Source organism: Bacillus sp. RC51, assembly GCF_044908115.1.
GTDB lineage: Bacteria > Bacillota > Bacilli > Bacillales > Bacillaceae_G > Bacillus_A > Bacillus_A mycoides.
The window spans coordinates 154,223-174,309 of the sequence record NZ_JBIYCW010000011.1 but is presented as its reverse complement, the minus strand read 5'-3'; the positions used below and the strand labels follow the sequence as shown (position 1 = coordinate 174,309).

Here is a 20,087-nt window from a genome sequence, read left to right as displayed (position 1 = left end):
TAATTGATTTGTTTTTTTCACTTTATTATACACAAAAAAGGAGCCTCTCATAAGAAGACCCCTTTCCTATCTCTATACTATAAGAATAAATGACATCCAAATAAAATTGTAAATAAATATAGTAACGGATGTACTTCCATCCCTTTCCCCTTCACAATTTTTAATACTGGATACACTAAAAATCCAATTGCAATTCCATTTGCAATACTAGACGTTAACGGAATACCAACGAAAATCAAAAATGCTGGTAATGCATCTTCAAATTCATTCCAATTAATATCACGAATGCTTTGTGCCATTAAACTACCTACAATAATTAATGAAGGAGCTGTAATAGCAGCTACACTTGATAAAGACGCGATAACAGGGCTGAAAAATGCCGTTATAATCGTTAGACCAACAACTACAATACCTGTTAATCCAGTTTTACCACCTGCAGCAATACCAGCTGACGATTCAATCGTTGCTGCTGTTGGGCTTGTTCCGAAGATAGAACCTGTCGTTCCGCCAATCGCATCTGCAATAAACGCTTTGCCAAAACGTTTCTCTGTATTATCTGTAATTAAACCAGCTTGTTTAATTAAACCGAGTAATGCACCTGTCGTATCAAATAAAAGTACAAGTAAAAATGAAAATACAACACCATATAATCCATACTGAATTACATCTGAAAAAGCATTGATTGGATTTGAAACGATAATACCCTCTGGTAAATGAGGCATCGCTACAATTTTATCCTCAAACTTCAGTTGCCCCGTAAAGAAGGCGATAATTCCTGTCACAATCATACTAATAAATAATGCACCACTCACACGTAATACCATTAATACTGCCGCTAAAATTAAACCAATTAAAGTTAAAATAACGGCTGGAGAATGAAAATCACCAATCGTAACTAAGTTAGATGGATGATCCACGATAATTCCAGATAGACGTAATCCAATAAAAGCAATAAATAGTCCAATTCCACCTGCAATTGCATGTTTTAAACTGTCAGGAATTGCGATAATTAGCTTTTGCCTAAATGAAGTGAAAGATAATAAAAGAAAAATGATACCTGTTACAAATACTGCCGAAAACGCAATGACATACGTAATCCCCTCTGCCTGTTGAACGACAGAATAAGCAAAATATGCATTCATCCCCATAGCTGGAGCAATAACAATTGGATAATTAGCTAAAAACGCCATACATAGCGTCCCAATAACTGTCGCAATAATAGTTGCCGTAAACGCTTGATCAAATGGTACACCTGCATCAGATAATATTTTCGGATTGATGACAAGAATATACGCAAATGTAAAAAAAGTTGTGATGCCCGCTAAAAGCTCTTGCTTCACAGAAGTGTTATATTTTTGTAATTGAAACATGGCTATGTACCCTTCCTACACCTGAATTATTATCACACATTCTTTTCTTACTAGTATGTGAGAAAATATAATACTTAATCTTAACAATCAATAAAAAGAAGAGTCAATATATTCTCTAATAGTGAGAATTTTAAGTTTAAGTCTGACAAGTTCAGATGTAGTACAGTTCATTTTGATTATTTTTGTAGCATAACAGATATAAATGTTTTATAATTTGAAATAGTTAAATATTTAGGCAACTCATTCTACAAGGGGGATTCTTCTTATGCAGCACACAAACAAATCTGGAACTTTAAATCGAGGTTTAAAAGAACGACATATTACTTTAATGTCACTCGGTTCGGCTATTGGCGTTGGGCTATTTTTAGGATCTGCTTCTGCTATTAAACTAGCTGGTCCTTCCATCTTACTAGGTTATATGATCGCTGGACTCGTTATTTTTTTCATTATGCGAGCGCTCGGAGAAATGGCAATTGAACAACCGGTTGCCGGCTCTTTTAGTAAATATGCTAATGATTATATCGGCCCACTTGCTGGCTATATTACTGGTTGGAACTACTGGTTCTTATGGGTTGTTACTTGTATGGCTGAAATTACGGCGGCTGGAATTTACATGCAGTACTGGTTCCCAGATATCCCGCGCTGGACTTGGGCACTACTCGCTCTATTATTAATGAGCGCTTTCAACTTCTTATCAGTAAAAGTATTTGGAGAACTTGAGTTTTGGTTTGCTCTCATTAAAATTGTCACAATTATCTGTATGATAGTGATTGGCTTTGGTATTATTCTATTCGGATTTGGAAATGGCGGCGTTGCAACTGGTATTTCAAATCTTTGGGAACATGGGGGCTGGTTCCCAAATGGCTTCTCTGGATTATTGCTTTCCTTACAAATGGTATTATTCGCTTATCTAGGCGTTGAACTAATTGGTGTTACAGCTGGTGAAGCTCAAAACCCGAAGAAAACACTCGCAAAAGCTATCGATAACGTATTTTGGAGAATCCTAATCTTTTACGTCGGGGCATTATTCGTTATGATGGCAATTTATCCATGGAACGAACTTGGCGAGAAAGGAAGTCCATTCGTATTAACATTCCAACAAATCGGCATTGCAAAAGCAGCAGGTATTATTAACTTTGTTGTATTAACAGCTGCACTTTCTTCTTGTAACGGTGGTTTATTTAGTACAGGGCGTATGCTATTTACACTAGCACAACAAAAGAAAGCACCTGAACGATTTGGACGTTTAAATAAAAATGGCATTCCAAGTCAAGGTATTATAGCAACTGCGATTGTTTTACTCGTTGGCGTTATATTAAACTATCTTGTTCCTGCAAAAGTGTTTACATGGCTAACTAGTATTTCAACTTTCGGGGCAATTTGGACTTGGGGTATAATATTAGTCGCTCAAATTAAATTCCGTAAAGGATTACCAACTGAGAAAAAAGACAAGCTAACGTATAAAATGCCTTTACATCCATTAAGCTCTTACTTCTCACTTGGCTTCCTCGCACTTGTACTAGGTATTATGGCGTATTCAGAAGATACACGAATTGCATTAATCATTGGCCCAATTTGGCTTATCGGCTTAGCTATCGTGTATTACATGAAAGGGTTTCATAAGATCGATGAAACACCTAATTCAAAAATTAGTTAAACAAGCTATCCCTTCCTTATTAATTGGAAGGGATTTTTTATTGCCTATATAAATATTTCTCAACAAAATTCACGTTATTTTTACAATTTTTTAATATTTTTTACGTTTTCTGTCTTTATTTTTTCAGAAAAATAAATTACATTATTAAAGCACATATATTTATTATTAGGGGGATTCTTCTATGAAGAATAAAAAATGGATTACATTTTCTTTAGCAACAGCAATTACACTTAGTATGGGGAGTTCGTTCATACCGTCTACTTATGCCGAAAGCTCTGTAGACCCAGCTCCTGAAATTGCTGCAAAGGTTGTAAATCAAAACAATGGGAAGAAAGTATTATTCGATAATACGCACGGTCAAACTGCCGGGACAGCTGACTGGGTTATTGATGGCGGCTTTTCTGATTTCGGAAACGGCATTGCCCAAAACGGATATCATGTAAAAGAACTTCGTAAATCAACACCTATTACATACGACGACTTAAAAAATCACAACGTGTTTATCGTTCCAGAGGCAAATATTCCTTACAAAAAATCTGAACAAGACGCAATGTTACAATACGTGAAAAATGGCGGCAGTATTTTCTTCATTGCCGATCATTATAATGCAGATCGTAATAAAAACCGCTGGGACTCCTCAGAAGTGTTCAATGGATATAGACGCGGGGCATGGGATAATCCAGCAAAGGGAATGTCTAATGAAGAAACAACTTCACAAGCTATGCAAGGAGTAGAAAGCTCTGATTGGCTATCCGATAATTTCGGTATTCGCTTCCGTTACAATGCACTTGGTGATGTTTCAGCTAAAAATATTGTCTCACCTGTGCAATCATTCGGAATTACAACTGGCGTTTCATCTGTAGCAATGCATGCCGGCTCTACCCTTGCGATTACAAATCCAAAACTAGCGAAAGGCCTTGTATATCTTCCAGAAAATCCATCAAAATGGAATAACGCTGTTGATAGCGGCGTTTATAACGGTGGTGGCGTTGCAGAGGGGCCTTATGCTGCTATTTCGAAAGTTGGCCTTGGAAAAGCAGCCTTTATTGGTGATTCTTCTCCTGTTGAAGATGCTACGCCAAAATATGTTCGCGAAGATTCAGGTCAATCAAAGAAAACTTATGATGGTTATAAAGAAGAAAACGATGCTGTTCTATTAGAAAACATCGTGAATTGGTTAGCGAAGCAAGAAACATTTACAAGCTTAGATCAAGTGAGTGGTTTACAGCTTGATGCCCCTACAGCTCTACAAACATTTGAACAACCAAGTTTATCAACAGAACCACAACCAGAACCTTGGAGTGCACCAAGTCAAGGTTACCAGTGGTTCAATACAAATACTTTCAAACCAGGTTCATACGGCTATAACGGTGCAGTGACAACGAGTGATTACGTAATTACTCACCCTAGCATTCTACCAAACAATGAAGTGTTCCAAATGACGATTCAAGTAAATAACTTATTACCAAATACAACGTACAATAATTATTCTTTAGGTATTTTCACAACTGGCGGAACACAGGTAGCAAAAGTTCAAAATACAAATGGCACTTGGCCGTCTTCTTTCGGATATAGCAGTACATTCTCTTTCATAACAAATAACCAAGGATCTGCTGAAAAAATTGTGAACGTACAACTTGCCCCAAATACAACTGGACAAGCAACACTTCGCCTAAGACAAAACACAACAGCTAAATATAATGAGGCTGTAACGATTGGTAAGAATTAAAGTAAAGTAAAAGAAAAGGCAATCCGTAAAGGGATTGCCTTCTTCTCACTTCTCTTCTTTTGAGAAAAACATTCTTGAAATAACGATACCTATACTACCTACGATTAAGAATAACACCGCCCTAATCATCATCGACACCTCTGGTAGGTCGAGAAGGAATAACTTCCCTACTGTTACTACTAATACGACTAATCCAGCATATAATATTTCGTTCATCTGTCTATAACGGCCAAACCAAACTGCAAATAAAGCATATACCATCCATAATAATGATACAGATACGCTAATTATACTTCCATCTGTAGAAAGAACTTCACCGATCCTAGTAATTGTAATAAACACAATAACCATTAACGAGTAGAGCGCTATAGAGTACACATATTTACCAAAACTCGCTAACACTTCTTTCGCTTGTCTCATGCAATAATAGAACGTTCCTATCAAAATAATATGAGCGACAAATCCTGCCGAAATGAAATGATCAAACGGGCTAAAAATCGTCTGCACCATTCCAATCGCATAAATCGTTGCACTTACATACAATTTAATATTTTGCTTTACTTTAATAGCAGTAACCATACCGAGGAAACCTTGTAACAATAATACGATTGCTGCATTCACCAAACTGTACTCGTATAAAATTGCTAAACTAAATGACCCCATTGCAAATCCAAATATTAGATTTGAAAATACAGAATGTTTATTCTTCCTATATTCAAGTACAAACATAGCAGCATGCACAAATGCACTTATAACTAATCCCCACGTTGTAAATTCAGGAATTTGGGAGATAGCTAAAATAAAGAAAACTGCATTCGCACTAAATATCGCCAATCGTGCTTCTTGTATAAAACTTCTCTCCGAAAACATATGCCAAAATAATAGTAAATGAATTGCACCGTATACAACTGTTAACTGTACTTGCACATTCTCTACTAATATTGACATAACAACAAAGAAGACAAATAGGACAATTGCCGCAACAACATAAGAAATCATATACAAGTACTTATAACGGTTTCTCAATGCATACCATAATAGGCTAATTGTTAATATCGTCTCATAACTAAAGAAAATATACGTATTAGGAGTCGTACTATTTAACAAGAAAGGAACAAAAAATGCTCCCACCGCCACGAAAATAGCGAGATATTCCGATCTATATCTTTTCGCTAAATAAATCCCTAAAATAACCCATACAATATTACAGATAAACGCAATACTTGCAGGAATAAACTCATATAAATAATGTGCCGCAAACGTTGTTAAAACAATACCTGTAATACTTCCTCCAGCTAATACTAATCCTAACGATTGCCGCTCTCGTTTAATTTGAATATCCCCTATATAATACAAACCGATAGATAAGGCGATACCAAACACAATTCGTATCGCTGGTGTTAATAAACCAGCATCTACCCCTGCTTTAAATAACCAAATAACGCCAAGTAGCATAATACCGACAAATATACGCGGCAACCATGTTTGGCAAAACTTAATAATATTGAATGGTTCCGGTTTAAAAACAGATATATTTACTTGTTTTTCCTCAACTTTTTGAACAGGCTCTTTGATTTTCACTACATCTTCTTGTAACTTTTCATTACTTACCGCTTCAATATATTCTTTCTTTTCCTTATTAACATTTTGTTGAACTTTATCTACTTCTATTTTTCTTTGTTTCGCTTTCAATTCATAAAGTGTCTCTTGCATCGTTTCAATTGCCGTTTCGAGTGCTTCTATTTTCTTATTCAAATCCTCCTTCATACGCTCCCCCCTCATCACTCATGTAAAAGCTATATATTACCAATTACCCTTATCATACTATTAGTCTATTCATGTTCGATACTATTTTTCAAAAAAAAGAAAGGTGTTTTCCGAAATAGGAAAACACCTCTTACTTATTTATTCTTATTTATAGCAATACTAGCAATCATACCGAGGCAGGCACCTACAAATGCCGGAACAATCCAACCTACACCTTCTGTATAAAACGGAAGAACTTTTAGTAGTGGTGTCCATTTATTCATCAGTACACTTTTGTTTAAAATATCAATCGCACTAAATAACGCTACGATTCCAATCGTGACCGAATATACGTATACATACTTTCCAATATACTTATGGAATAACCCTAAAATAATAAGCGTTAGTGCAACTGGATAAATAAATCCCAGAATCGGTACCGATACTTTTAAAATTTGCGTTAATCCTAAATTAGCTAAAACCATACTAACAAAACTTAATATAAATGCCCAAACTTTATAAGATACTTTCGGAAATACACTTGCAAAAAACTGACTACAAGACGTAACCAGCCCAATTGAAACACATAAACATGCGATAGTAAAAATAAGGCCTAATAATACTACTCCGCCTTGTCCAAATAATGTCGTCATAACTTGTGCTAACACTTTCGCACCGTTATCAAATGTACCCAATGAACCACTAATTGAACCAACATATCCAAGAATGACATAAATAATAGTTAGTAATAGTCCTGCTCCAATACCAGCAATACTCATATATTTCGCTAAACCTTTATCATCCGCTACACCTTTTGCACGCAGAGCATTTGCAATAACAATCCCAAATATTAAAGCTGCTAACGCATCCATCGTTAAATATCCATCTAAAAATCCTTGGAACATAGGAGCTTGTCCATAATTTCCTGCAGGCTCTTTCACACTGCCTACTGATGTAAACATACTTTTTATAAATATAATAGCAATCATACATAATAATAAAGGCGTTAACACCTTTCCAAACAAGCCCATTAATTTAGACGGTGATAAACTTAACCAGTAAACAATACTAAAGAAAATAGCCGTGTACAATAACAAAACTACGCTACCCGCTTCTGGGAACAACTGACCTGGCCCCATTTCAAAAGCTAAACTTCCTGCACGTGGTATACCAAGACCTGGTCCAATAAATAAGTACACAATACACGGAAAAATAATTGCAAATGAAGAATGAACCCTGCCCGCTAACGTTTGAAAACTCCCTGCTTTCGCAATAGCGATAACACCTAATATAGGAAGCCCTGTTGCTGATATAATAAAACCTAACAATGCAATCCATACATGTTCTCCTGCTTCATATCCAAGGAAAGGTGGAAATATAAGATTTCCGGCCCCAAAGAACATAGAGAATAACATAAGACTAATAAGCAAAATTTCTTTTTTCTGTAACAATTTCATTTCTTTCTCCTTCTTCAATTTCACCTTACATGAAATCAATTCCACAAATAAAAAAATGCGGTAATCCGCTTCCTTACAAAGAAAACATAGTCCATAGTCTATCACAAAAGAAACACCCATTCTATAGCTATTTCCCTTTTCAAATTTCTTCTGAAAAATCAACCTTTATTGACTTATAATAGTTAATAAGGTAAAATATTAATCATGCAATACTATTAACTTTGTTTTTTGCTTGTGTCAGGAGGAAAATATTATGGAATCAGCGATACAACTAGAAAGAGAACAACAAAGAAAAAAGAAACATCCTCCAGGTTTATACTTACTCTTCTTTACAGAAATGTGGGAAAGATTTAGTTACTATGGATTACGAGGATTATTAACATTATATTTAACAACAGCTTTAGTAAGTGGTGGTCTTGGGTTTAGTCCCGCTTGGGCACTCTCTATTTACGGATTTTATACTGGTGCTTGTTATTTCACACCATTGATCGGTGGATACTTAACGGACCGTTTTCTAGGCAAACGAAAAGCCATCACAATTGGTGGTATAACAATGGCAATCGGTAACCTTACACTATTTGCCTTGCAAAACCAAGTCGGTCTATACCTCGGATTAGCGCTTATTATTATCGGTAATGGATTCTTCAAACCGAATATCTCTACACTTGTTGGAGAATTATACGAAGAAAATGATCCAAAACGTGATAGTGCATTTACAATATTCTACATGGGTATTAACGTCGGTTCATTTTTAGCTCCACTCGTTTGCGGGTTTTTATCAGAAAATTTATTCAAAACAACAGTAGATGGCGTTGCTCATTTCGGATTCCGTTACGGTTTCTTAGCCGCTTCAATCGGAATGATCATTGGACAAATTTTATTTACAACACTATCAAATCGCTTCCTTGGTGATATCGGTAAAAAACCAACTCGCGATTTGCAAACGGATGCTGGACAACAAACAATAGGAAATACACCGTTAACAAAAAAAGAAAAACAACGTACAACAGTTATCGTCATTTTAACATGCTTTGTTGTCTTCTTCTGGGCTGGATTTGAACAAGCTGGTAGTTCGTTAACATTATATACAAACAAATTTGTAGACCGCTCTGTATTCGGATGGGAAGTTCCAACATCTTGGTTCCAATCGGTCAATCCGTTATTTATTATTTTACTTGCACCAGCTATTTCAGCATTATGGGCGAAACTGGCAACTAGAAAAAATGGTGACATGAAAATCCCAACAAAAATGGGACTTGGTATGATCTTACTCGGTATCGGTTATATTGTTCTTGTTATCGCTACGTTAAAAACAGGCAGTGACGAACATAACATTACAGAAAAAGCAAACTTACTATTTATCGTCTTTACGTATCTTTTCCATACGTTAGGTGAGCTATTCTTATCACCTGTCGGGCTATCAATGGTTAGTGCTCTTGCTCCAGTAAAACTTGCTTCTTTATTAATGGGAGTATGGTTAGCAAGCTCAGGTATTGCTAATATTTTAGGCGGACAGCTTGCAAGCTTCACAACTTCACTTGGATATGCTGAAGTATTCACAGTTATTGGCGCTGTGGCGATCGTTTTAGGTTGTGTTTTATTATCAATTTCTAAGAAATTAGTGAAATGGATGGATTAAAAAAAGATGAGGAATTTTCCTCATCTTTTTTTACGCTTTCTTTCCCTTTTCTATTGCTTGTTCATACAAGCCTTTATGTTCTTTATATTCACTTGGCACGAAACTCTTATAGAAGAACGAAAGCCAGCTGTCTCCTTTTTTATATCCTTCTTCTCGAATTTCCGCTGCCTTTTTATTTGATTTAAATCCTTCAGTAAACCATTTCTTTAATGTTTCATTCTTTTCATACTTAGCAGGAACTTTTAAGTCGTAGTTTTCAAATGCATATGTATATCCAGCTTTTTCCGCTGCCTTTTTAGCAGCCTTATATCCCTTTTCATACGCGGTTTCATATACTTTCACATATGTATCCTTTTCAGTATTTCCAGGTTTCTTTTCAGCTAATTCTTTACCAGCCTTTTCACCAAGTTCCGCTTGTTCTTTTTCAATCTTTTCGGTTCTCTCTTTATTACCTACTTGGAAACCTTCTGTAAAGTTCACCTTAAACTCAGGAGTAATTTGACTATCGTCCATTGCTTCTTGTGTTAACCCTTGCTCTTTTCCTTTTTCAAAATGCGTTTTCTTCTGCTCTTCTAAAGACCAAGATGCAGCATAAACGGTTTTGAATGCTTCTTTATATGTATCTGATTTTCCAGCTAAATGTGCTTCCGTATCATTTTTCCCTGCTTTAAAATCAGTCTCTCCACTTTTTTGTCCCTCAAGCTGCCCTTTTTCCATATCAGCTTGACGCTGTGCTTCCTCTCGCTTACGTGCCTCTTCAGCTTTTCTTTGTTCTTCAGCTACACGTTGTCTCTCTTCCTCTGCTTTTCTTTGTTCCTCCGCTACACGTTGTCGCTCTTCTTCTGCTTTACGCTGTGCCTCTGCGGCACGTTGTTTTTCAGCCTCAGCATTGCGCTGCGCTTCTGCTTGTCTTTCAGCTTCTACAGCACCATTGTTATTAGAGCTTGGAGCTGGACTCGTTGCACCGCTACTAGAAGCTGGTTTATTGTGATAATGATATTCCCCGTACTGTAATCCCCATTTCTCACAATTTGTACGACACGTATGTCCCCCATTAGCATCTGTACGCCCTGGATGCGCATAGGTTGAAATTGGAGCTACCAATAACGCTACACTTGTTGTTAAAAGAAGTTTCTTCACCTGTTGTTTCACTCTTGTTCCTCCCAAAATCTTAAATTCTAACTTTATTATACATAAATAGAAAAATACTTAAATACCAACTAAAATATTCTATTATTTCTCAACATTAGTAAAAAAGAAGGTCAACTCTTTAAAGAGTTGACCTTCTTTTTTACTTCTTCGCCTTCGTTCCTACTAAATCACCAGCAACAACGTAACGCTTAGAATTATCTTTCACAGATACACATGTAATAAGCGTTATCTCATCTTTCCCATGATCCTCTACAACTTCCCATTTATCAGGAGTTACTTCAGATACACCAGTAACCGCATATTCATATTCGTTTTCATTATCATACAAATACATTTTATCGCCTTTTTTCAAAGTTGCTACATCACTAAATAAAACACCTTTTTTAGACATGTTATGTCCTGCTAATGCATAATTTCCTTTTCCCATTACTTGATTTTCTTTTACTGTTGCTGCACCTGATAATAGGTTTTTCTCAGTAGAAGATTTTAAAACAGGAAGTTCTAATGAAACACTCGGGATCGAAATACGACCAATTACTTGTTTCTTATCTAATGATGCATTCGCTACTTCTGCCAAGTCTGGTTGATCAATTTTCGAAGCATCTACAAATTCCGTCTCATGTTTTTCATAATCCATCTTTTGAACAGCCTGTACATTTTTAGTCTGTTTTTTTTCAGCCTGATATCCATCATAAAATGGCTTTCCGATTAACACACCACCTACAACAAATAGAAGGATTGCTACTATACTATAAATTCTTTGCTTATTCATATACAATTCCTTTCCCTTACAAAATCTTACTCTATATAAAATGATAAGATAATATTGCTATATGTACAAGTGTAAGCTGAAAAGAAACCTTCTTGCCGATGCAAGAAGGTTTCTTTTTAAGCGATTTTATTTCGATATAAGGATACGTGAAAAATCGTCATTTGAATAAAGAAAATACTAAATGCAATATATATCGGATATGCAGGAACATATAGATTAGCAATTGGAGAAAGAGTTAAAAAACCAACCGCACAAGGCAACACGTACCATAGTGACATAAATGTAGTACGACAAGCCTTTTCTGTAATTGCCTTTTCTCTCTCATCCTCTTGAGGAAATAATAGTGGAAACATCCAATACGAGAGCTCTTTATATTTTTTCTTTTGAATTTTATAAAGAACAGTCGATACAATACCAAATATTAAAAGTAATCCTAGCGGCATTAAACTCAGTGAAATTTCAGATGGTACTCTCTCCGTTTGAATAAAATTAGCGACTTCAATAGTAAAATAATACAACTCAATAAACGCCCAACCTGCTAATACCATTAAAAGTACATTTAGCATATAAGAAAATACGAGTCTATTCATCCTCTTCCCCCTCCTTATTTAAAACAAACACATCTTCCATCTTTAACTCGAATACATCACAAATCGTCAATGCTAGTAACAATGAAGGAACGTAATCCCCCTTTTCAATTGCTGCGATCGTTTGTCTCGTCACTCCGACTTTTTCCGCTAATACACTTTGTGTAAAATTAAAACGCGCTCTTAATTCCTTCACTCTATTTAAAATGGTCAAATTTACCACCTCTCACCATTATTGTATGATACTCTTAACAAAATGTAAACTCAACTTAACATTATTTTTACAAAAAAAATCCAACTTTACGTTTTGTAAAGTTGGATTACGTTTTAGTTTAAAATTGTAACTTTAACATTTTTTCTGCCCCAATTACTAGACGAAGCTTTATCTGGCATTAAAACATCGATTTTGTGACCTTTAATCGCGCCACCAGTATCTGCTGCAATTGCAATTCCATAGCCTTCAACATTTACAGTAGATCCTAATGGAATAACAGATGGATCCACCGCAATTAATTTCATTCCTGGGTTTGCAGTTAGATTATAATGGCCCCATGCAGAATACACTTGTTGACCTGCTGCATAACCATTTTCAGATGGATCTGCTGTATAAGCTGTTGCGTGTACATACATTTCTTTTCCGCCAGCAGTTACTTTAGGCTGTTCAGGCTCTACTTTCGAACTATTATTAGCAACTGGTTCAGCTGGTTTATTAGCTTTTTCTTGCTTTTGCTTTTCAGCAACTTCCGCTTGCGCTTTCGCTAAAGCTTCTTGCTCAGCCTTTGCAGCTGCTTCCGCTTTTGCACGCTCTTCCGCTGCAATTCTTGCTGCTTCTTGTTCACGAGCGATTGTTTCTTGTACTGCCTTCATATTTGATTCAATTTTAGCCTTTTCTTCTGCTGCTAAATTAAGTTGGCTTGCAACCTGATTATATTTAGCTTGAACTGTTTGTAAGTTATCTTGACGTTTTTTCAAGTTATCTTGCAAATCAGCTTGTGCTTTTGCTAATTTTTGTTTATCTACTACTAAAGATGCTTCTTTTTCATCAATCTCTTTTTTATCTTCTTCAATTTGACGAAGATCTTGTTCTTGTAGACGTAAAATTTCTTTATCTGCTTCTAGAATAGTCGTAACTGCGTTCATACGTTGTATGAAATCTGCAAAGTTTTTTGATTCTACAACAACTTCTACTACTAAACTCGTATTTGAGCTATTTTGAACAGAAACCATACGTTTTTTCATAATATCCTTACGAGCAAGGACTTTATCTTCTAAAACGACAATTTCGTTCTTTTTTTGTTCAATCTGCTTATGTGTTTCATCGATTTTACGTTGAATAGCAGCTTGATCCTCTTTATTTTTTGCAATTGTATTATTTAAATTATGTAGTTCATTTTCGATACCTTGAATTTCTTTACTAACAGCTTGCTTCTCTTGCTCTTTCTTCTGCATATCTGCATCGTTTTGCTGCAATTGCTGTTGCATGTTGTTAAGTTTCTCGTCGTTTGACTCTGCTTTTACAGCGACTGTACTAGAAAGAACGATAATTCCTGCTAATACTAGACTACTGATTCGCTTAAAATAGTTCATAATCCGACTCCCTTCTTATACAGTTATACATGATTTATTTTACAGTTTGTTTACAGGACCATTAAATACAGTTTATTTTTCATGACAAAAAAAGAGAATTGTGAACAAAATGTAATAGATTCTTAAATATTTAACAATTCCTATATTTAAAAATTATAAAAAATGCTAAAATCCAAATATAGAGAAATTAAAAATCCCAAAGGCGGTTGAATTAAATAAAATGTTTACTCAAAAGAAATCACTCCAACATAAAATTGATCAACTAGAAACTCATATACATGAACTAGAAGCAGAATTAAAACAAAAAGATGTGGAAAAACAAGAAATTATATCTTCTATCCATAATCGTGTAAAAAGCGTTATGCAAGAGCACGAACTTGTAAATAGCCAACATCATACACTCCAAAACTTAATTCAACAATTGAACGCATGCTTTGAAAATGTTTCTATGCGTACTACACATTCCAACGAATTAAATAACGAAATGCTACAAAAAGAGCAAAACTTAATTCAATCTATTGAAGAAATTATCGATTGCTCTAATGAAGGAAAAGAATCCGTTCATCGCTTACTCATTGTAATTAATAGATTAGGTGAACAATCTCAACGTACTTCTAATAGTATGAATCATTTAAGCGAACGCTCTAAAGAAATTGAACAAATTGTAGAAGTGATTCAAAACATTGCAGCACAAACAAATTTACTAGCGTTAAATGCAAGTATTGAAGCTGCACGTGCTGGAGAACACGGTAAAGGATTTGCTGTTGTTGCTAATGAAGTAAGAAAACTAGCTGAAAGTACAGCTGAAAGTACAAAAAACATCGGTAACTTAACGAAAAAAATTCAAGAAGAAATTGAAAAAGCATATGAAAATACAAAAGATAATTTACATTTAGTTGATGAAGGTGTAGAAATGAGCGCTGATACTAACGCTAGAATTGAAAATATTTTAATGATGATTCAAACATTACAAAGTGGCGCTACAAATGTTATTAAAGCTATCGAAAACCAAAAATCTTGTAATGATGATATATTAAGAGAATTTGCAAACACTCAACAAATGTTCCAAAAATTAAATACTACTATTATGAGCCATATTCATGATGCTGAAAAAGTCGATGTTCAATTGACTAAAGGTCTTCAAGAAACAGTATCTTCTCATTAACAATAAAAACCCCTTATATCGCTATAAGGGGTTTTTATTATATTTCGAATATTTATTCCTTCTCAATATTCATCTATATCTTTGTTATAATGGAAAAGTTATTTCTTTCGACTAATACACAAGGAGGATGTTATGGAACAATTTTATTACATTTTAAAATATTTAATTCTTGGTCTATTCCAAGGACTAACAGAACCAATTCCGATTTCTTCAAGCGGTCACCTCGTTTTAGCACAGCATTTGCTAGGACTAAAAATAGAAGGATTTAGCTTTGAGCTACTTGTTAATTCAGCTTCATTATTAGCTGTATTACTTATTTATAGAAATGACTTAATTCGTCTAACAAAGAATGGTCTATCTTATATATTCACAAGAGCAGAAGATGCAAAATCAGATTTTTTCTTTATTATTTACCTTGTTATTGCAACCATTCCAGCAGGTGTAATTGGAGTTTTATTTAAAGATTATATCGACCACTATTTAAAAGGTGTTAAAATGGTTGGGGTTTCCCTTCTTATTACTGCTATCGGCCTTTGGATTATTCGAAACTTGCGTGGACGTAAAAGTGATGGCGACCTTTCTATGAAAGATGCAATCATTATTGGTCTAGCACAAGCTTGCGCACTAATTCCTGGTATAAGCAGGTCAGGTGCTACAATCGTAGCAGCAATGTTACTTGGTATGAAGCAAGAAACCGCTCTTCGTTTCTCATTCTTACTATACATCCCTGTTAGCTTAGGTGGTTTATTGTTAAGTATTACAGACATTGCAAACGATCCAAATTTAGATACATTATTTGTACCTTATATTGTTGCTTTCATCGCAACATTTGTCATGACATATATTTCATTAAAATGGTTTATGAACATTATGGCGAAAGGAAATTTAAAATATTTCTCTTTCTACTGTATTATCGTAGGTGTGCTAACTATCATTTTCTTATAAAGTGAAACTTTAATCAGTGGGGGTTTTGTTCATCCCCCCTGATTATTAGCCCTCACCAATCGGGATTTTACGGGCAGCAGGGCTCCCACCTAACTTCTTTGCTCCGGCCGAATTTTGAGGTGGAAGTTTTACTGCCCACAAATAGCGGGATAAAAAAAGCCTCTTACTGCCCTCATACAGTAAGAGGTTTTTCCTTATGCATAAACTTTCTTTTCCTGACAATACAAGCGAATAACATGTGTATTTTTTTGAAACAAATCATGTGTTAAGCGAATAATAATAAAATTTCGTTTTGTATTATCATCATGAACAAAAATCTGTTCTCCCTCTTGAAAACGCCACGCGCTTTCAAAAGTTGTAATATGATCCCCACTTACAGAAAAAAGCTCATATCGCATGTCTTGTACCCTCTCTCAACTTATAATAATCATAATATCCTTATATTAAATTTAGTATAACTTAATTTCGATAAAATTTGTAATTCTTTCTATTTCGAAATATTTTAACTTTGTTTTAAACTCCTTTTAGCGCTATAATGATAAACGAATTTTCATTGAAAGGAGTTTCATTTTGACTGCATATTTATTTCCAGTAAAAACAGCATTTATTTTATTTCCTATTTTAGCAATGTTTCTCTTAATCCCTTTTTTAATATTTAATTATCGAAAATACGGTTATTTAAATAAATGGCGTTCATTTATTTTGTATTCATTACTACTCTATTTATTAAATGCCTATTTTCTTGTTATTTTGCCGTTACCACAAACGTATGATACTTGTAGCCTACAACCCGCTAATACACAGCATATGCAACTCTCACCATTTTATTTCATACAAGAGATTAGTAATCATACATCGGCAATTTTAACGAAACCTACTACTTATTTCTTGTTATTAAAAGAATCTGCATTTTTACAAGTTGCTTTTAACGTTCTATTAACCGTTCCATTCGGTATTTACTTACGTTATTATTTCCGACGTAGTTTCTTCCAAACAGTGTGCATTTCTTTTTTCCTTTCACTGTTCTTTGAATTAACACAAGTAACTGGATTATATGGTATTTATAATTGTGCATATCGCTTATTCGATATCGACGATCTGTTTTTAAACACACTAGGCGGCGTAATCGGTTTTATCATTGCACCAATATTTACGCACTTCCTGCCAAAAACAAGCGAATTAGATAGTCATATTGATTTGGAAACGAAACCAGTCGGATTCGTTCGTCGTCTCCTCGCTATGCAAATTGATTGGATTTTCTTATCTATCGTTGTACCTTTCATTAAAAACAAAGGAAACTCACTATTTATTTCTAACATCCAATCTTATACAAATGTATACGAACTCCTTTTCATTACATGTTCAATCTTAATTTACTTTATTATCATCCCATATTTTACAAATGGAAGAACAATAGGGAAAGCGTTGCTTCGTATTTACATTAAAGGACAAGCAGAGCGTATTACACTAAAAGAATTATTCATTCGTTACGGTATATTCTATTTCATTTTAGGTGGAATCAATTACATTCTTTCTAGTAGCTCTATTTTAAATCATACAGAGCCTTTAGTATTACTAGTTATACTGTTATTCCAATTTGTAATTAACGGGCTATTTATTATTCATGTTTTATTACATGTATTTAGCAGTGATAAATTACTATTTTATGAGCGTATTAGTCATACAAGAAATGCAATTACACTTAAAAAAGCTGACAAATACTAATTTGTCAGCTTTTTTTCATAATCGTAAATAACTTTTCTGTATAAGGGCTTAAAAATATTCCTGTTTCATCTAGTGACTTCCTCACTTTTAGAAACGAATGCAATTCTGGATATATATTTTGCAATTTTCCGTACGTTAACGTATGCATTTTCCCCCAATGTGGGCGCCCTTCATACTTTAGAAAAATTTTCTCCACTTCACCAAAATAAGCGGCATACTTCATACCTTTATACATATGAACAGCTATATACGCTGAATCTCTTCCATATGCTGGACTGAGCCATATATCATCACCTCTCACGTAGCGGCATTCAATCGGGAAGTGCACCTTATACTTTTTCTTTTCAATAAGATTTGAAATTTCTTCTACAACAGCCCTCATATACTTTGAAGGGACACTGTACTCCATTTCATAAAATGGAACTGTACGTGATGTAGCGAACACTTCATAGCTTGGTCCAATTATTTTCATGTTCGGTACAGCCTTAGCTGATAATCGGCTTACTCCTTTACTTATAGAAGGAAACCATTTACACCCTTTAGATAATAAAGAGAACATCTTATTTTCAAGTAACTCCACCTTTAGTTTATGCCATTTCAAATCACTTTCTTTACTCGTTGTTTCGTTTGTAAATTTCACTTGCACTTCATCTGAATAAGGAAAAACGAAAAATTCAAAATGACGATTCTTCTTATATTCTTCTATTTTGTTCATTACAGTAGACAATGATTGTTTTTCACTTTCATAAACGAGAGAATACGCTGGGATAACCTTCAATTTTATCTTTACAATGATACCTAGCATTCCAAGTGACAACTGAAATGCTTTCCAATATTCGGCGTTCTCGGTTTCTGAACAAACTATACTCTCACCTGTTGATAAAACTGCCGTGATCTCTATAACTTGTGTTGATAAACTCCCAAATGTAACACCCGTCCCATGAGTCCCCGTACTAATCGCTCCTGCAATAGATTGTGAATCAATATCCCCTAAATTTTCTTGCGCATAACCTTTTTCCTGAAGTAACTTCCCTAAATCATGTAGCTTTGTTCCCGCCCATACTTCGACAACCATCTTCTCTGCATCAATATTCCCAATGCCCTTCAATTCATCTAAAGAAACTAAAATTTCTTCCGTTTGCACAAGAGGTGTAAACGAATGCCCTGAACCGACAACACGAATTTTCTTTCCTTTTTTTCGTGCAAGCCCTACAACTTCTACTACATCTTGTATACTTTTTGGATACATCGTATAATGTGGCGTTCCTTCTACATTCCCTGTCCAATTTCTCCATTTTTGTCCCTTTATAGAAAGCATCGTCCATCCCCCCGATATGTTGAATACTCTCCAACAATTTCCCCTTGTTTAATGCGATACAAAATAGGAAAGCGTTCACATAACTCTCCAGCTTTACTATGGCGAAACAAGATAGAATCTCCTATATCCACTCGTTCCTCACCGTTATAAAAAATTGGCGTTTGCACTTCACCAGCACCTTCTAAAGCTAATAGTTTTGCACCATGCGGCATCCAAACCTCAGGCTCTTTATCTTTACCAACTGCACCTGAGGCAATATATCCGCCACCGAGGCAAGTATAAATAAAAGGATCCGGTTTACGTACAACTGGTAAAGCAAATCCGACAGCTGGCTGAAATTTTACTTCTTTATAATAATCAAATAGTTTCGGGGAATAAAAAGCAGAACCTATTGTAATCTCTGAAACTGAGTTATCTTGCTCAGTTGTTTTTATACTTCCTGTTCCTCCCCCATTTACAAATCTTAGTTTAATACCAAGGTTTTGTATTTCTTTTACGATACGTCCCCTTCTTTCTTTAACCTCTAATACTGATTTCTTCTTTAAATACGAAACCACTTTACTTTTCATCCATTGATTCGGTATATGATCCCCCACCCCGGCAATTTGAGCTTCATATCCCATTACACCATCTAGTATTAAATATGATGAGCCCTTCACCTTTTCTACTATTTTCAAAGCGCTCTGCACATCTTTTACCGGGGATCTTTTTACACCAAAATGAATTTTTAAAAAACGACTACTCATATCAATATCCAAACAAACGCGAAAACACCCTTTAGACTTCTCAGCAATCTTTTCTAAATAAGTAATATGGTCTTCACAATCCACCATACAAGTTATAATGTGCCCTTGCTTTGTTAGCAAACTAATTTCATGTAAAGCTCTTTCATCATAAACAGGATATCCGAGCAATAAATCATTAAATCCTTGTTCAATTAAAAACAAAGCTTCTCTAGGAGAAAAACACATAATACCTTGAAACCGATTATTTGCAGCTAAAATCTTTTTCATAACTGGAACAGAGCGTAATGATTTACTCGCTATACGAATTTTCTTATCTCCACTTAACTCTATAATCGATTGAATATTCCTCTCTAAAGCCACTTCATCTAAAAATGCACACGGTAATGGAACTTCCTTAAAAATTCCTCTATCCACATTTTTCTCTCCTCTTCTATATATGTCTTATACATATTGGAAAGAAAAAATGATTTTCCTGTTTTCAAATAAAAAAAG

Annotated in this window: 16 protein-coding genes and 1 pseudogene; 6 read left to right on the top strand and 11 right to left on the bottom strand. The window is 34.9% G+C overall.

Going from position 1 to position 20,087, the window contains the following annotated elements; all coding sequences use genetic code 11:
• Nucleotides 1-77 precede the first annotated feature (77 nt).
• Nucleotides 78-1,370, bottom strand: a complete 1,293-nt coding sequence (locus tag ABH959_RS20880; RefSeq protein WP_002029772.1) for an NCS2 family permease — start codon at nt 1,368-1,370, stop codon at nt 78-80.
• Between the two features lie 265 nt (nt 1,371-1,635).
• Here ABH959_RS20880 and ABH959_RS20875 point away from each other — a divergent pair, with 265 nt between their 5' ends.
• The gene (locus ABH959_RS20875; protein WP_002125290.1) at nt 1,636-3,027 is read left to right on the top strand and encodes an amino acid permease; all 1,392 of its coding nucleotides are present in this window, start codon (nt 1,636-1,638) and stop codon (nt 3,025-3,027) included.
• A 181-nt stretch (nt 3,028-3,208) separates the two neighbouring features.
• Nucleotides 3,209-4,756, top strand: coding sequence for a DNA-binding protein (locus ABH959_RS20870; protein ID WP_404493114.1), 1,548 nt, complete (start codon nt 3,209-3,211; stop codon nt 4,754-4,756).
• A gap of 45 nt (nt 4,757-4,801) precedes the next feature.
• Here the strand turns inward: ABH959_RS20870 and ABH959_RS20865 are convergent, their stop codons facing one another.
• Together ABH959_RS20865 and brnQ1 are read right to left on the bottom strand one after the other, a co-directional pair.
• Entirely contained in the window at nt 4,802-6,523 is a 1,722-nt protein-coding gene (locus ABH959_RS20865; RefSeq protein ID WP_404493113.1) for a DUF2339 domain-containing protein, read from the bottom strand.
• A gap of 134 nt (nt 6,524-6,657) precedes the next feature.
• Nucleotides 6,658-7,959 (bottom strand): branched-chain amino acid transport system II carrier protein BrnQ1, encoded by a 1,302-nt coding sequence (brnQ1, locus tag ABH959_RS20860; protein WP_395923019.1) that lies wholly within the window; start codon nt 7,957-7,959, stop codon nt 6,658-6,660.
• 253 nt (nt 7,960-8,212) lie between these two features.
• Between brnQ1 and ABH959_RS20855 the strand changes: the two genes are divergently transcribed.
• Complete coding sequence (locus tag ABH959_RS20855) at nt 8,213-9,598, top strand: peptide MFS transporter (RefSeq protein WP_002090906.1); 1,386 nt, start codon at nt 8,213-8,215, stop codon at nt 9,596-9,598.
• Nucleotides 9,599-9,628: 30 nt separating this feature from the next.
• Here the strand turns inward: ABH959_RS20855 and ABH959_RS20850 are convergent, their stop codons facing one another.
• The 5 genes from ABH959_RS20850 to ABH959_RS20830 all read right to left on the bottom strand — a co-directional run bounded on the left by ABH959_RS20850 (nt 9,629) and on the right by ABH959_RS20830 (nt 13,696).
• Nucleotides 9,629-10,750 (bottom strand): YHYH domain-containing protein, encoded by a 1,122-nt coding sequence (locus ABH959_RS20850; protein ID WP_404493112.1) that lies wholly within the window; start codon nt 10,748-10,750, stop codon nt 9,629-9,631.
• A gap of 139 nt (nt 10,751-10,889) precedes the next feature.
• On the bottom strand, nt 10,890-11,522 hold the full coding sequence (locus ABH959_RS20845) for a class A sortase (RefSeq protein WP_078206595.1): 633 nt from the start codon (nt 11,520-11,522) through the stop codon (nt 10,890-10,892).
• Between the two features lie 116 nt (nt 11,523-11,638).
• Nucleotides 11,639-12,112, bottom strand: a complete 474-nt coding sequence (locus tag ABH959_RS20840) for a hypothetical protein (protein WP_061675087.1) — start codon at nt 12,110-12,112, stop codon at nt 11,639-11,641.
• Nucleotides 12,105-12,323 (bottom strand): helix-turn-helix transcriptional regulator, encoded by a 219-nt coding sequence (locus tag ABH959_RS20835; RefSeq protein ID WP_002167109.1) that lies wholly within the window; start codon nt 12,321-12,323, stop codon nt 12,105-12,107. The genes ABH959_RS20840 and ABH959_RS20835 overlap by 8 nt, the downstream gene beginning before the upstream one ends.
• A gap of 113 nt (nt 12,324-12,436) precedes the next feature.
• Nucleotides 12,437-13,696, bottom strand: a complete 1,260-nt coding sequence (locus ABH959_RS20830; RefSeq protein ID WP_404457195.1) for a 3D domain-containing protein — start codon at nt 13,694-13,696, stop codon at nt 12,437-12,439.
• Nucleotides 13,697-14,357: 661 nt separating this feature from the next.
• Between ABH959_RS20830 and ABH959_RS20825 the strand changes: the two are divergent.
• Together ABH959_RS20825 and ABH959_RS20820 are read left to right on the top strand one after the other, a co-directional pair.
• Nucleotides 14,358-14,861: pseudogene (locus ABH959_RS20825) on the top strand (methyl-accepting chemotaxis protein); the annotation flags it as partial.
• 132 nt (nt 14,862-14,993) lie between these two features.
• Nucleotides 14,994-15,806, top strand: a complete 813-nt coding sequence (locus tag ABH959_RS20820) for an undecaprenyl-diphosphate phosphatase (protein WP_113937922.1) — start codon at nt 14,994-14,996, stop codon at nt 15,804-15,806.
• Between the two features lie 194 nt (nt 15,807-16,000).
• Here ABH959_RS20820 and ABH959_RS20815 read toward each other — a convergent pair whose 3' ends face one another.
• Nucleotides 16,001-16,204: a hypothetical protein gene (locus tag ABH959_RS20815; protein ID WP_002134416.1), complete on the bottom strand. Its 204-nt coding sequence runs from the start codon at nt 16,202-16,204 to the stop codon at nt 16,001-16,003.
• Nucleotides 16,205-16,376: 172 nt separating this feature from the next.
• Here ABH959_RS20815 and ABH959_RS20810 point away from each other — a divergent pair, with 172 nt between their 5' ends.
• Nucleotides 16,377-17,531, top strand: a complete 1,155-nt coding sequence (locus ABH959_RS20810) for a VanZ family protein (protein ID WP_404457193.1) — start codon at nt 16,377-16,379, stop codon at nt 17,529-17,531.
• Nucleotides 17,532-17,535: 4 nt separating this feature from the next.
• Here ABH959_RS20810 and ABH959_RS20805 read toward each other — a convergent pair whose 3' ends face one another.
• Nucleotides 17,536-18,849, bottom strand: coding sequence for a D-arabinono-1,4-lactone oxidase (locus ABH959_RS20805; protein WP_404457191.1), 1,314 nt, complete (start codon nt 18,847-18,849; stop codon nt 17,536-17,538).
• A complete protein-coding gene (locus tag ABH959_RS20800; protein ID WP_404457189.1) occupies nt 18,837-20,009 on the bottom strand; it encodes an amino acid deaminase/aldolase in 1,173 nt (390 codons plus the stop codon). The genes ABH959_RS20805 and ABH959_RS20800 overlap by 13 nt, the downstream gene beginning before the upstream one ends.
• Nucleotides 20,010-20,087 lie beyond the last annotated feature (78 nt).

Coding starts and splice junctions, on each gene's coding strand:
- ABH959_RS20880 (WP_002029772.1), bottom strand. CDS start 1,370: ATGTTTCAATTACAAAAATATAACACTTCTGTGAAGCAAGAGCTTTTA.
- ABH959_RS20875 (WP_002125290.1), top strand. CDS start 1,636: ATGCAGCACACAAACAAATCTGGAACTTTAAATCGAGGTTTAAAAGAA.
- ABH959_RS20870 (WP_404493114.1), top strand. CDS start 3,209: ATGAAGAATAAAAAATGGATTACATTTTCTTTAGCAACAGCAATTACA.
- ABH959_RS20865 (WP_404493113.1), bottom strand. CDS start 6,523: ATGAAGGAGGATTTGAATAAGAAAATAGAAGCACTCGAAACGGCAATT.
- brnQ1 (WP_395923019.1), bottom strand. CDS start 7,959: ATGAAATTGTTACAGAAAAAAGAAATTTTGCTTATTAGTCTTATGTTA.
- ABH959_RS20855 (WP_002090906.1), top strand. CDS start 8,213: ATGGAATCAGCGATACAACTAGAAAGAGAACAACAAAGAAAAAAGAAA.
- ABH959_RS20845 (WP_078206595.1), bottom strand. CDS start 11,522: ATGAATAAGCAAAGAATTTATAGTATAGTAGCAATCCTTCTATTTGTT.
- ABH959_RS20840 (WP_061675087.1), bottom strand. CDS start 12,112: ATGAATAGACTCGTATTTTCTTATATGCTAAATGTACTTTTAATGGTA.
- ABH959_RS20830 (WP_404457195.1), bottom strand. CDS start 13,696: ATGAACTATTTTAAGCGAATCAGTAGTCTAGTATTAGCAGGAATTATC.
- ABH959_RS20820 (WP_113937922.1), top strand. CDS start 14,994: ATGGAACAATTTTATTACATTTTAAAATATTTAATTCTTGGTCTATTC.
- ABH959_RS20815 (WP_002134416.1), bottom strand. CDS start 16,204: ATGCGATATGAGCTTTTTTCTGTAAGTGGGGATCATATTACAACTTTT.
- ABH959_RS20805 (WP_404457191.1), bottom strand. CDS start 18,849: ATGCTTTCTATAAAGGGACAAAAATGGAGAAATTGGACAGGGAATGTA.